The following is a 12,132-nucleotide window of genomic DNA, read 5'->3' as shown; positions in this document are numbered from 1 at the left end:
AGGTGCAGGCAAAATCGTGTCCGCCAACGGGCAGTTTCCTGACCGCCAGTGGGCAGTCCTTATTGGCCGTCAGCGGGCACTTTCGTGACCGCCCATGGGCAGTTTTTCATGTCCGCTGACAAAGCAGTTCTTGATGCTGCCGGTTTTGTCGGTTTTGTTGCTTCTATTTGGACTTTCTGATCCCCGCCACTTCGACGATCTTGAGTGCGGGATCGGTGCGGCCGAATCGTTCAGAAGGGGACATGCAACCCGGACCCGCTACCCGGCGACCGGAAACCCTACGCTGCCATCTACGACGCAGTGCTACCGATCAACCCCGGAAGTCATCTCGATACCGGACCCACAGCCGGAGGTTTCTACGCCACGGAAACACGGGACGCACGAGAGTCAGGTCAGGCGAACCCCTACTGCCCTGAGCCGCTCATCACACGGGCCGATGTCGGGAATGAACCCACCGGATCTGCTCGTTGCGCGAATGGTCAACACATCGTCGAACAATGAGGTGCAATCGTGCAGATCGGGATCATCGGTGCAGGATTCATCGGCGGAACGCTGACACGTCGTCTCACGCCGCTGGGCCACGACGTACGCGTGGCGAATTCCCGCCATCCGGACACGCTGGCCGAGCTGGCCGCCGAGACCGGCGCCACCGCGGTATGGGCAGCCGACGCCGCCCAGGACGCCGACCTGGTGATCGTCAGCATCCCGCAGAAGAACACCCCCGACCTCGCGCCAGGAATCCTCGACGCCCGCAAACAGAATGCGCCGGTCATCGAGACCAACAACTACTACCCGCAGCAGCGCGACGGCAAGATCGACGCGATCGAGAACGGCACACCGGAAAGCGTTTGGGTGTCCGAACTGCTCGGCGTACCGGTCTACAAGGTGTTCAACGGGATCTATTGGAAGCACCTGCTGGAGAAGGGTGCGCCCGCGGGCACAGCCGGGCGGATCGCGTTGCCGATCGCCGGCGACGACCCTTCCGGCAAAGACATCGTGTCCCGGATCGTCGACGAACTCGGCTTCGACCCCGTCGACGCCGGCCTCCTCGCCGAGTCGTGGCGCCAGCAGCCGGGAACCCCGGTGTACGGCAAGGATTATGATGTCGAGAAAACATTGAAGGCGCTGGCCGAGGCATCGCCGGAGCGTTCTGTGGAGTGGCGGGCCTGACAACGCAACGGGCCCGACTCGATGAGTCGGGCCCGTCCACGATCGATGATGTCTAGCCGGTGGCGGCTGCGGCCAGATTGCCGAGCGTGTCCTCGAGCTGATCCTCGGTGACCAGCGGGAACTTCACCTTCTCGAGAAGGTCCTTGTCGGTGACCTTCGACCAGTCGTAGGTGTGGCGCACCAGAGTGGTACTCGGCCCTTGCGATTCCAGCTCCCAGAGCCATTCCCACCCGGGCGGCTCGGTGCCGGCTGGTGCGGTCTGCCAGGCGAGCAGCTTGTCTTTGGCGTATCCGGTGACATGGTTCTCTGTCTGATAGTCGCCGCCCATGTGGGGGCCGTTCATGTTCATGCTGAACACGTCGCCCACCTGCTGGATGCGATCGGCGTGGTCGACGCTGCGCACAAACCCAGATCCGTCCAGGTCAGGGTGACGTTCGGGATTACTCAGCACGTCGAACACGGCGTCGACGGGGAGATCGATGACTCGTTCGACTGTGACGCTCGTTTGTTCACTCATACCTCCACCGTGCCGAAAGAATGGCAGTTCGGCAACGACACGTGAGCAAAGGCCTGGCATGGGTGCTCAACGTTGTCGACGCCGGCCGCGGCAAGGTCGACGACATTGGCGGCGGGCGACGATCCCGGCGAGCACCTCACTGTGGGCGAAGCCGTGGTTGCAGGAGCAGGTAGCGGAAGCCGTAGTCGCATACGTCGCCGAAATCGTGCCACCGGCACTGATAGGCCGACTGCAACTCGAATTGTTCCCCCTGGCGTCCATTCTTGAGTTGCCACCGGAGTGTTCCAGGCTCGACTGTGCGACCTTCCCAGAGCCGAAACTGGTGCGCTTGCGACCGGACGGTCATGCTGCGCTCGCTCCAGAAGCGATAGTTTGTCAGCGTCAGCGAGGCGCCGACGTCGACGGTGTTGTCAAGGAGCAATCGTTCGATACGCTGTGCGTCGCGCCAGATTGCGGCAGCGTCGATGTCCGGTGCTCCCGATGCCGGCAGGTCGAAGACTTCTCGGCCGACGCAAGTGTGCAGATGCCTCTTCGGATACTTGAGTTCGAGTGCGACGCGATGTCCGTTCAGTTCACCGAGTACGTCGACATAGATGCTGCTACGGCCGCCGATGGGCTGGCTGACCGACATCTTCTTCTCGAGTCGCAGCTGTGTCAGCCCTTGGTCCGCGAGGATCAGTCCAAGAGCAAGTTGGAAGTCGCTTTCGGAATGGAATAGCGGGCGCTGCTCGGCAAGGACAGTCATCCATGACTGGACGTACGGATCGAGATCGAGCATCGATACCTCCTTTCTGAACCGAATGATGCGCACCCATGGGTCCCGGTGCGCAAGGTGTTCAACGCAATCTATTGGAGGCACTTGCTGAAAAAGGGTGTGCGGCGGGAACGCAGTGGTGGATTGCGCTGCCGTTCGCCGCAGATGCCGAACCCCGCCAGCAGGGACATCGTGTTCGGGATCGTCGACGGGCTCGATCTCAACACCCAAGATCAGGACATCCCATCCGCCATCGCCAGCGCCCACGCGATATGTCCCTCGAAGCCGAGCGATTCCGCCATCGCGAGATAGCGGGCCGCCACGTCGCGGAAGGCGTCATCGTCGGACCGGGCACGCGCCACCAACGCTTGTGCGTGCAGCAGGGTGATGTCGGGGACCGCCGAGCCGTCCTCGCGGGGTAGATCGGCCCGCCAGTCGATCGCCGCCTGCGCCTCGGCGAGGTCATCGGCGCTGCCGCGCTCCACCAGTGCCTCCACCAGCAGGCCGGTGCTCGCGACGTACCTCCGAACTCGCCTGAGCCGAACACGTCACCGCCTGTAAGATCGCAGACGGCCATATAGTTGTCCTACTGTTGGTACTATGGGGATATGGCCAAGGATAAGGTGTCAATCACTCTCGACAGTGCGGTCTTGGCGACTGCCGACGCCGACGCACGGGCAGCGGGTCTGAATCGGTCTGAGCTGATCGAACGCGCGTTGCAACATGAACACCTTCGGATTGCTCTCACGAATTACACGACGCACACAGTTCCGGCGCTGAACATCGACGACTATGCCGACATGATCCATCAGGCAAACAAGGCTGCCGGCTTGTGATCGCTCCCGGTGACATCGCGCCTCGCCGCGACACCGATAGCACGATATACGTTGTGGTGCTGTCGAATTCGATCCATATCGCGGCAGATACCGGACGTATCATCGTGTGCCCCTACATTCCCGGACCGATCCCCGAAGGCACGATGGCCATGGTCGTCGCCGTCGGAAAACCCGAGGGTGTGGCACTTCCCGAACTGGTGCAATGGCTTCCGGTCACAGCCCTCGACGACCCGATCGGAAATATCGGCGCCGAGGCATTGCGCCAGGCCGTGGGACTGATGACTGCGTTGATCACGTAGCCTGTTGCCGGCTCGACCGGCGCGCCAGAGTGAGAACACCGTCACCGCGCCGATCTCGGACTCGCTGGCTGAGTTCCGAACCGAGAATCGAGTTTCCAGCCTCGCGCCGACGTCAGTGATCTTGGCCGGCACTACGAATGCCGGTGCAGGAAATCAGTGATATCGCGCGCCACCCACCGTGTCCGTTCGAGCAGGACTAGGTGCCCGGTGTCCGGGTACACCGTCAATTCGCTGCCGCCGATCGCTTGGTGCAGCAGGTCCGCGTCGGACCGCGGGAGCAGCGCGTCGTCGGCACCCCACATGATCAGCGTCGGGGCGTCGATGGTGCCACCATCAGTCGGTGGCGGCGTGTCGAGGAGCGCCTGGTATGTCGCACGCCAGACGTGCGCCGGGATCGTCGTCGCCGCAACATTGTTGCGCTGCATTATTTCCCACGGAATGGGCTGCATCGTCGGAATGTCGCCGACCAGAGCGTCGACCTTCTCCACGGTGACCGGATCGCCGAGACCCCGCAATGCTGGACCGAACGGATCACCGATCCCACGCAGCGAGCGCGGAGCACCGACGAGGAGGAGACCGGCGATCCGGTCGGGGTTCCCGTCGCCCGTGCCGTCACGAGCGGTTCACTGCAGGACGGGCGATTGGCCGCTGGTGGACGCTGTTGCCGGCGAGGCCGACGTGCCAGAGTGAGAACAATGAGGGCACGCCTCGCCGACCTGCTGGTCGGGCTGTCCCGCTTTGCCGACCTGGGCTTCGGCCTCGACGGCGGTACGGCGGCAACCTCGGGTGTGCTGGCGGCGCGGCTGGCGCGGGAGCTGAATCTCGAGTCGTCCGAGGCCAGCGCATGCTTCTACATGGCTCTGCTGACCCATGTCGGCTGCGTGGGGTACGCGAGCGAAACGGCTCGGCTGTTCGGCGACGAACTCGCCGCGAACGCGGCGGCGGCCCACGCCGACCATGCGTCGGTCATCGACACCTTTGCCACCTTCGTGCCGATGCTCGCCCGCGGTCGTTCGTCGATCACCCGCGTTCGGGTGGCGCTGAGGCTGCTCACCCGAGGCTCTTCGTGGGGTGAGGCGTACACGACGGCCGCGTGCGAGGTGCGGGATTGAGCATGTCTCGTCGGCGATGATCGACTCGCCGCCAGGCGAGATGTCAGGCGCCGGATTCCGGTGGCCTACTCAGCCCGGCACCCTCGTGCAACCGCCGCAATTCCTCCTCGACCCGGCCACCGACCACCCGCTCCCGCTCGTCGGCTCCCTGGGGATGCACCCGCTCCAAAATCTCGGTCACCAAGCGCTGCAACGCGTCCCGGTCGAGGTGATCGGCCTCGCGCAGCGCGGGTTCGACGCGGTCTTTGAGCTGCTCTGGCATCAGCTGGGTCAGTTGCCGCCGATGGTTGGTGCGGTGGGGTTCCCGGTCCGTCGGCGTCTGTTCGGGTTGTCCCCACGCCGCGGGGTGCAGGTAGCGGCCCTTCTCTTCGGCGGGCTTGTCGTCTTCGACGACGAGCCGGTTGGCGGCCGCCCACGGGTCCTTGCGTGTTCCGGTGACCTGCCAGCACACCTTCACCTTGGGCCGGTCGGTTTTGATGGTGAACGTGTTGTCGGTGACCTCGCGCGCCACGATCGCCTGCGCGAAGTCGCCGATGACGGTCAGCTGGTAGCGAACATCCTGGTTGAGGGCGTCGAAGTAGTCCGGCAGCCGGACGTCTGCCTGGCCGTTCTCGTCGGTGCTGACGGTGCCGCTGTACACGTTGAGCATGTCGGGACTCTCGACGAACGAGTGCCGCAGGTACTTGTTGGTCGGATCGGTCGGGTGGTCGATCTCGAATCCGCCACCGGCTTTGGCGAGGAAGCCGGTGACGCGGACGCGCCCGAGGAACACCCCGGCGAAACCGGACGGGTTCTCGCCGACGATCCCGCCGGCGGCCGGGTCGCGGGAGGTGGACACGCCGTGCACCCCGCCGCCTCGACCCTCGCCACGCAGCCCGAAGCCGGTGTAGCTGTGGCCTTCGACGCCGTCGCCGAGAACGCTTTCGCCGAACACACCGGCGCCCGGATCCTGCGAGAAGTGCAGACCGAAGGTGCCGTAGCCCGACCCGGTGGTGACCCCGACGACACCACTGTTCGATTGACTCTTGCCGCGCACGCCGACGCCGTTGCTGCCGCGACCTTCCACGCCGATCGAGGTGGAGCCGCCGAAGCTCTCCCCCTGCACCCCGAAAGTGGCGCCACTGCCGCGCACGCCGCCACCGCGCACACTCGACCCACGCACACCGGTGGCACTGCCGACGAAGCCGGTCACTCCGTTGCCGCCGGCGGTGCTGGAACCGAAGACCCCGGACGACGATCCGACATCCTGTTGGAAGGTGACGCCGAGTACGCCGGTTCCGAACTGGCTGCGGCCGAACACCCCGAGACTGTCGACGCCGTGCCCTTCGACGCCGGCGTTGCCCGTCGGCGCGTTCTGAACTCCGGACGGGAGAACCCCGCTGGTGCCCAGAACCCCTGCGCCGGTGTCGGAGTCGCCCCACACACCGCAGGGGTCGGTGGGTGTCTGCCCACTGTTCGCCGGTTCGAACCCTTCTACGCGAGCCATGAGATCCTCCTCGATCGGCCGTGCGTCACTTCTTCGTTAGACGTTCAAACCTCTTTGCGCTGTTCGCTTTTGCGAAACAGCGCCTTTACTCAAGGGTGGCACCGACACCGGCGGGTGGGAAGTAGTCCGATCGATATACGTCGGTCCGGTCGAGCGGCGTACTGGAGTGCCTGCGGCAGCCGCCTTCGCGCGGTTACCGACGCTTGGAACGTCCCGAACGTCGGGCACTCTTGCCGGGGATCTTCCCGGCCGCTTCGCGTGCCGCCCGCTTGGCTGCCGCCTTCTCTCGGGCCGACCGTTTGGGCGCCTCGTCGCTGCGGCCGCGCGACGACGTCGTCTTGCGGCCGCGCACAATGCCGATGAACTCGTCGGCGAGATCGGATGTCGGTTGCGGCCACAGCAGCCCCACGGTCGAGGTCGGGGCGTCGGTCACCGGACGATGCACCAGATCCTTGCGGTGATGCAGACGCGCCAACGACTGCGGCACCAGCAGCACTCCGATCCCCGCGGCGACGAGTTCGATCGCGTCGCCGGTGCTCTCCGGCCGATGGCTCACCGCCGAACCTGGGGGTTGTGGCACCGTCAACGGTTCGTCCAATGGCCACAACAGTTGTTCGTCGGCGAGGTCGGCCAGCGTCATCTCGTCGCCCGCGGTCAGCACGTGGTCCTTGGGCACCACCACGACGGTGGTCTCCTCGTACAGGTCGATGCTGTGGTGGGCGCCCGCGTCACCGTGCCCCAGCGCATCGGGCAGCCGGGTGATCGCCATCTGCACCCGCCCCTGCCCGATCGCTTCGGCGCAGTCGGCGACGTCGAGGGCGACGAGTTCCAGCGGCACATCGGGCCGTCGTTGCTCCCAGATCCGCACCCACTTGCCCGGCGTGACCCCCGGGACAAACGCCAGCCGGAAGACCGGGGCGTCGTCGCTGGTGGTCGCGTCGGGTGTGGTCACGACCAGAGGCTACCGCGCGATATCCTCGGCCGATGAGCTCGCAATCGATGAAACCGGCCACCGCCGCCAAGAAGTTGGACGTGTACCTGCCGGCCACCCCGGCCGAGTTCCGCGAGCGATCCATCACCCGAGCCGAACTCGCCGAGCTCCAAGCCGACCCGCCCGACTGGCTGCGTACGCTGCGCGCCGACGGCCCGCATCCGAAGAACCTGGTCGCCGCCAAACTCGGGATCTCCAACTCCGGGCTGGTCCGCGGCGGTATCACCGAAGCGCTCACCACCGCGCAAATTGATGAGCTGCTCGCCGAGATGCCCGACTGGCTGGCCGCCGAACGCGCCACCCAGCAGGAGGTTCGTCGCGAAGAACGCCGCATCAAGTCGCTGCACACAGACAAGCGGCGGGCGCGCGAGGAGGGTGATGGCGAATAGCTAAATGCTAATCAACTATCGTTGAAGCTGAGGCTTTCAGTCCGGTCCCCCTCCCCCGACTGGGACCGGTCGGAAAGCCACCCCGGCGCCCCGTCAGACCAACCCCCGACTGGTCTGGCGGGGCGCTTTGGTGTCTGGCGTTGGTCAGGCCGGATGCCATGTGAGTTTTCCGGGGAGTCGATGGCCCAGAAACGCCTCCCTCGTTGTTCGCAAGGAAAACGAAAGTCATTGCGCCGTAATCGAAGTAGTACATTTGCCCGATACCCGCATGGCACTGTCCACACCATCGTCGAAGTCGTCAGTTCCCCGTCTTCTTTGGGAGCCCTGTCATGGACAGACAACACATCGACAACCAGCGTCACGCTCGAACCATCGCCGGCACATACCTTCGCGCTTGCATCATTGCGGTGGCCACAGCCGGAGCGCTGGCGGTATCGAGCGCCGGGACCTCATCTGCAGCCCCGCAGTCTCCCGGCACAGGCTCGGGCAGCCTCGATTCCGGCAGCCTCGAAGGTCTCGACCCCGGCAGTCTGGAGAGTCTCGGTTTCGGCAGCCTGGACCTTCTTTTCGGCCCGAGACCACCAGTGCAACCCTGCAACCAGCAGACCGAGTCCGGCGGCCAGGGCGTCACCGAAACTCGGCATACGCTGGGCCGCAGCGGCCCGACTGCGTTCACACTCGACTACGAGACCGTCAACCTGCCCGACCGGATTCAGGTGTTCTACCAAGGGCGCCTGATCCAGGACACCGGTTACGTCGGCGACAACATCAACGAGGGCACCGGCAGCGTCCGAGTGGTCGTTCCGCCGGGTGTGCAGTCCGAAGTGGTTGTCACGGTCACTGGTCCCGAAGACGGCACAGTCTGGCGATACACCGTGCGTTGCCCGGACTGACGCAGATCAGTTCCGGCCATATCGGTGGGTTCAGCGGCTACAGACTCGTCCTCGCCGTCAGCCGGCTAGGCACCGCCGAAACGATGCAACTGCGCCAGCATGTCGGCGCGCACGTCTTCGATGATCTCCGCACGCCGTTCATCGGTGACCCAGCCGCCGCGACCTTCGATCTCTACTTCGAGGGCCTCGTCAACCCGTCGTCGGAACTCGGCGTTGCGGGCGTCCTCGTCGGCCGCCCAGCGGCGCAGGTCAGCGAGCTCATCACCCGTGCGGCCGGGATCGACTTCGGGTTCTGGCTCAGGAGAGGTGAACTCGACGTCGGGGAACTCGATGTTGCGGGCCCGGATCGTCGCGGTGGCGAGGTCGTCCATCGCGCCCTGCAGTGTGCTCAGCGCCTCAGCGAATCCGGCGGGGTTGGTCATGACGATGACACCACCCCAGCGCCTGAAGGACTTTCTCGGTCTGCGGGATGGCGCTGCGGCAAACGCTGCCGTCGTCGGCGTCTCCATCGACCAGAACCCGGAGCAGGAAGCCGTCTGGCGTGTCTGCGGTCTTCACCAGGGCGCGACACGACGACTGCCCGTCCTCGGTCTGCTGATACACGGTCCCGCCGGCGATCGAAAATTCACTGAGCACCGCGTTCTCAAGAATGATCGACGGGTCGACGGGCTGGAAGACCTCGACTTTGAGTTCGCCATAGCCGTCACTGAGCGGCCACTCACACCCGGGCAGACCCCGATCATCGGTGGGCTCCGGTTCTTTGGTGACAGCGCCGTCACGCAGTGGAGCGAGGTCGTCGTCTGTGAGAACGGCACAGATGTCTTGGCCGGTCAGCGCGGTCGGACTCTCCCGCTGCGTTTCGACCGGCGCAGTCGACGTCGTCGGCGTTCCGGTCGCCTGGGGGGCGTCGTCGGGGGAACTGTCCCCACATGCCCCGATGGTCAGCGCGATCAGCGTCGCCACAGCGGTCACCGACGCCTTGGCCGCGGTCCTCACGACGCGTCCTCCCATAGCTTCTCTCCGTCTCCTGGTTCGTAGGCTTCGGTCGGCCTCTCGGTCACTCGTTCCAGATCCAGCGCGGTGTCGACATCCACGACCAGCTGGCGGGTTGTCTCCGCTTCTTCGAGGAAGTCCGTGAACGGCTGCAGTTCCTCTTTGACCTTGCCTTCGGCTTTGCCACGGGCAAACCCGATGGGGTCCTTGCAGAATTCGAGGAACGTGTTCAACGCGTCGATCGCTCTCTTCAATTCCTCGATCAGGTCGTTGACCTCCAACGAGACATCAACGAGCATCGCGGTGACCTCGGCAACGGCTGCCGCGGTACCCGCACCGGGCACGAACTTGGCGGCCAACTTCAATGCTCCGGTGAAACTGTCGACCTTGACGATCCGCGAGAGCCCTTTCTTGACCAGTTCGATGATGGCCTTCGCGGCCTCCTCGAGCTGATCCGCGGCCACCGACATCCCCTGCTCAATGAGGCGACCGACCGAACCCTCCCAGTTCAGTCCTTTCACCATGTCGACGTTGTAGGCCGTGTAGGCCACCGCGGCCTTGCCGTCCCAATGGTCGTCGATCTCTTTGTGACCACTCGTCAGATCACCGGCGATCGTGTCGAACGCGGCGCCGGACTTCCCGTAGGTCTTGCCGATCCGCTTGAGCTCCATCCAATTACCCGCAACCGGATCCAGCGCCTCCTCGATCGGGCTCCAACCCGACAGGTCCTTGATGAAGGAATCGGCGTCGCCCAGCACCCGGCGGTCTCTGAAATCAGCGCATTCCAGTCCACGCTCTCGTTCGGCGGGGCGTCGACGTCGATCTCGCGTGGCGCGGCGAGAGATTTGGCCCCGGGTACGTCCTCGACGACCGGAACTCGGGTCACGGGATTCTCGGCCAACCCGAGATCCACTTCTAGCTGCGTGATGAACGGGTTGCTGTTGTATTCCTGATACGTCGTACGGGCGATCCCGATTCCGGCTTCACGGTCGGTGCTGGTGTAGTCCCACGCCGCCTGTTTGAGGCTGACACTGGTGCCGTGCAACGCGGGGCTCAGCGTGCTCTGGCGGGTGACCGTGGCCTCGCACAGGGTGTCGACGGGCACTTTGAGCGCACTCATCAACCCTTTGAACTCGCCGGTCGACCCGGAATGGCTGCTGACCAGATTCACCGTCGAGACGACGTTGCGCTGCAACCCGAGGACATGATTCCCCAACCCGCTGATCCACTCCGGATCAGCCTTCAGTACTTCCCGCAACCGTCCCGACCCCCCCGATCGTCACCCCGCACCCCCGTGCAGGTCGGATTCGACCGTATCAAGTGGGTCGGTTGACTCGGTTCGAGGTATCGGCGGCGTGAGCCGCTAGGGGAACGTCCCAGCCGCTGGCCTATCCTCGGTCCGACGAGTTGAGATGAACGAGGAACGACACCGATGAACTACGAGATGGCCATTGCCGCCTTCGGGATCGGCATCGTCATCGGCCTGACCGGTATGGGCGGCGGCGCACTGATGACCCCCACGCTGGTGCTGTTGTTCAACGTTCCCCCGCTGACCGCCGTCTCCAGCGACCTCGTCGTCAGCGCCGCCACCAAACCCGTCGGAACCGTGGTGCACATGCGCAACGGCACCATCCACTGGAAGATCGTGCTCTGGCTGGTGGTCGGGTCGGTGCCGGCCGCGTTCTGCGGAGCGCTGGTGATCGCCTGGGTGGGCCCACTGGCCGGGGTCAGCGAATTCGTGAAGACCGCGCTCGGCGTCGTCCTGCTGATCGCGGCGGCCGGACTCGTCGGCCGCGCCTACCTCACCCTGCGCCAGAACATGACCGGCCAAGCGTCGGCCGCCGGCCCGTCCGGCAACGACATCGCCGTGCGCGTGGTGCCCACGGTGCTGGTCGGGGTGATCGGCGGACTCGTGGTGGGCCTGACCTCGGTCGGTTCGGGCTCCCTGGTGATCATCGCGCTGATGACCATGTACCCGCTGCTCACGGCTAACCGACTGGTCGGCACCGACCTCGCCCAAGCCGTCCCCCTGGTCATCGCGGCCGCCGCCGGCCACCTCCTGTTCGGCGACGTCGACTGGAGCGTGGTGGCACCGCTGCTGGTCGGCAGCATTCCCGGCGCCTACTTCGGGGCCCGACTGTCGTCACGGGCATCGGCCGGTCTGGTGCGTCGCGCGCTCGCGCTGGTGCTGCTGACCGCGGGACTGAAGATGCTGGGTGTCAGCAACCTGTTCACGCTCGTCGGGTCGGGCGTCGCGCTGGTCGGCGGGACCGTCGGGTGGATGCTGGTACGCACCCGCTACGGGCTCAAGGCAACGAACTGGCAGGATCGGCGGGCTGGGGTGTGAGACCCAGCCGCGACTCCACCAATCGGCCAAGCTATTCATCACCCTTTAGTACCCAGCGCGAGCTCATTTGATGGACAAATCATCGGCCCAGTATCCGCGGACATGCAGTCTCCTGGAGTCGTCGAACTTTGGATGGAAACCTGCCCACGAATCTCGGCGGATATTGCAGAACTTACGCGCGCAATCAACGCGGACGCAGGGGGCGCGTTCACAGCCGGTTTGAGGGCTCTTCCTGATTGACGGTGCGTGAAACAGGTTCTGGCGACCACAAGATGTGGGGTGAGGAAGATCGCGTGATGTGGGCGGTGTGCCTGGAGAGGTAGGTGGGTCCTGCGGTGTAAGGGT

At 64.9% G+C, this 12,132-nt stretch carries 17 protein-coding genes; 7 read left to right on the top strand and 10 right to left on the bottom strand.

Annotated features, from left to right (window positions below; all coding sequences use genetic code 11):
* Nucleotides 1–510: 510 nt before the first annotated feature.
* On the top strand, nt 511–1,170 hold the full coding sequence (locus L1892_RS24135; protein ID WP_235726304.1) for an NADPH-dependent F420 reductase: 660 nt from the start codon (nt 511–513) through the stop codon (nt 1,168–1,170).
* Nucleotides 1,171–1,222: 52 nt separating this feature from the next.
* Here the strand turns inward: L1892_RS24135 and L1892_RS24130 are convergent, their stop codons facing one another.
* From L1892_RS24130 to L1892_RS24120, 3 genes are all read right to left on the bottom strand, one after another.
* On the bottom strand, nt 1,223–1,687 hold the full coding sequence (locus L1892_RS24130) for an SRPBCC family protein (protein WP_235726303.1): 465 nt from the start codon (nt 1,685–1,687) through the stop codon (nt 1,223–1,225).
* Between the two features lie 136 nt (nt 1,688–1,823).
* Nucleotides 1,824–2,465 (bottom strand): hypothetical protein, encoded by a 642-nt coding sequence (locus L1892_RS24125; RefSeq protein WP_235726302.1) that lies wholly within the window; start codon nt 2,463–2,465, stop codon nt 1,824–1,826.
* Between the two features lie 209 nt (nt 2,466–2,674).
* Nucleotides 2,675–2,926 carry a hypothetical protein gene (locus tag L1892_RS24120; protein WP_235726301.1) on the bottom strand — a complete coding sequence of 84 codons (252 nt, stop codon included), beginning with the start codon at nt 2,924–2,926 and terminating at the stop codon, nt 2,675–2,677.
* Nucleotides 2,927–3,049: 123 nt separating this feature from the next.
* Between L1892_RS24120 and L1892_RS24115 the strand changes: the two genes are divergently transcribed.
* Complete coding sequence (locus tag L1892_RS24115; RefSeq protein WP_235726300.1) at nt 3,050–3,277, top strand: ribbon-helix-helix protein, CopG family; 228 nt, start codon at nt 3,050–3,052, stop codon at nt 3,275–3,277.
* Nucleotides 3,274–3,576: a toxin gene (locus L1892_RS24110; protein WP_129912470.1), complete on the top strand. Its 303-nt coding sequence runs from the start codon at nt 3,274–3,276 to the stop codon at nt 3,574–3,576. The genes L1892_RS24115 and L1892_RS24110 overlap by 4 nt, the downstream gene beginning before the upstream one ends.
* Nucleotides 3,577–3,707: 131 nt before the next feature.
* Here the strand turns inward: L1892_RS24110 and L1892_RS24105 are convergent, their stop codons facing one another.
* Nucleotides 3,708–4,160: an alpha/beta fold hydrolase gene (locus tag L1892_RS24105; RefSeq protein ID WP_372475475.1), complete on the bottom strand. Its 453-nt coding sequence runs from the start codon at nt 4,158–4,160 to the stop codon at nt 3,708–3,710.
* Between the two features lie 111 nt (nt 4,161–4,271).
* On the opposite strand from L1892_RS24105, the gene L1892_RS24100 reads away from it, so the two are divergent.
* Entirely contained in the window at nt 4,272–4,688 is a 417-nt protein-coding gene (locus L1892_RS24100) for a hypothetical protein (protein ID WP_235726297.1), read from the top strand.
* Nucleotides 4,689–4,731: 43 nt separating this feature from the next.
* Here the strand turns inward: L1892_RS24100 and L1892_RS24095 are convergent, their stop codons facing one another.
* Both L1892_RS24095 and L1892_RS24090 read right to left on the bottom strand, forming a co-directional pair.
* Complete coding sequence (locus tag L1892_RS24095; protein ID WP_235726296.1) at nt 4,732–6,174, bottom strand: hypothetical protein; 1,443 nt, start codon at nt 6,172–6,174, stop codon at nt 4,732–4,734.
* A 193-nt stretch (nt 6,175–6,367) separates the two neighbouring features.
* A complete protein-coding gene (locus tag L1892_RS24090; protein WP_268900643.1) occupies nt 6,368–7,132 on the bottom strand; it encodes a LysR family substrate-binding domain-containing protein in 765 nt (254 codons plus the stop codon).
* A 41-nt stretch (nt 7,133–7,173) separates the two neighbouring features.
* Here L1892_RS24090 and L1892_RS24085 point away from each other — a divergent pair, with 41 nt between their 5' ends.
* Nucleotides 7,174–7,554: a DUF5997 family protein gene (locus L1892_RS24085; RefSeq protein WP_235726305.1), complete on the top strand. Its 381-nt coding sequence runs from the start codon at nt 7,174–7,176 to the stop codon at nt 7,552–7,554.
* A 407-nt stretch (nt 7,555–7,961) separates the two neighbouring features.
* Nucleotides 7,962–8,447, top strand: coding sequence for a hypothetical protein (locus tag L1892_RS24080; RefSeq protein WP_235726294.1), 486 nt, complete (start codon nt 7,962–7,964; stop codon nt 8,445–8,447).
* A gap of 65 nt (nt 8,448–8,512) precedes the next feature.
* Here the strand turns inward: L1892_RS24080 and L1892_RS24075 are convergent, their stop codons facing one another.
* Genes L1892_RS24075 through L1892_RS24060 form a run of 4 tightly spaced genes read right to left on the bottom strand, consistent with a single transcriptional unit; the run spans nt 8,513 to nt 10,635 of the window.
* The gene (locus tag L1892_RS24075; protein ID WP_235726293.1) at nt 8,513–8,869 is read right to left on the bottom strand and encodes a hypothetical protein; all 357 of its coding nucleotides are present in this window, start codon (nt 8,867–8,869) and stop codon (nt 8,513–8,515) included.
* Complete coding sequence (locus L1892_RS24070) at nt 8,844–9,443, bottom strand: DUF3558 family protein (protein WP_235726292.1); 600 nt, start codon at nt 9,441–9,443, stop codon at nt 8,844–8,846. The genes L1892_RS24075 and L1892_RS24070 overlap by 26 nt, the downstream gene beginning before the upstream one ends.
* Nucleotides 9,440–10,111: a hypothetical protein gene (locus L1892_RS24065; RefSeq protein WP_235726291.1), complete on the bottom strand. Its 672-nt coding sequence runs from the start codon at nt 10,109–10,111 to the stop codon at nt 9,440–9,442. The genes L1892_RS24070 and L1892_RS24065 overlap by 4 nt, the downstream gene beginning before the upstream one ends.
* Nucleotides 10,039–10,635 (bottom strand): hypothetical protein, encoded by a 597-nt coding sequence (locus L1892_RS24060; protein ID WP_235726290.1) that lies wholly within the window; start codon nt 10,633–10,635, stop codon nt 10,039–10,041. The genes L1892_RS24065 and L1892_RS24060 overlap by 73 nt, the downstream gene beginning before the upstream one ends.
* A gap of 237 nt (nt 10,636–10,872) precedes the next feature.
* Here L1892_RS24060 and L1892_RS24055 point away from each other — a divergent pair, with 237 nt between their 5' ends.
* Nucleotides 10,873–11,787, top strand: coding sequence for a sulfite exporter TauE/SafE family protein (locus L1892_RS24055; protein WP_235726289.1), 915 nt, complete (start codon nt 10,873–10,875; stop codon nt 11,785–11,787).
* The last annotated feature ends 345 nt before the right edge of the window (nt 11,788–12,132 follow it).

The sequence above is a fragment of the Gordonia tangerina genome, from assembly GCF_021556435.1.
In the GTDB taxonomy this organism is placed as follows: Bacteria; Actinomycetota; Actinomycetes; order Mycobacteriales; family Mycobacteriaceae; genus Gordonia; species Gordonia tangerina.
This window is presented reverse-complemented; position numbering and strand designations above follow the sequence as displayed.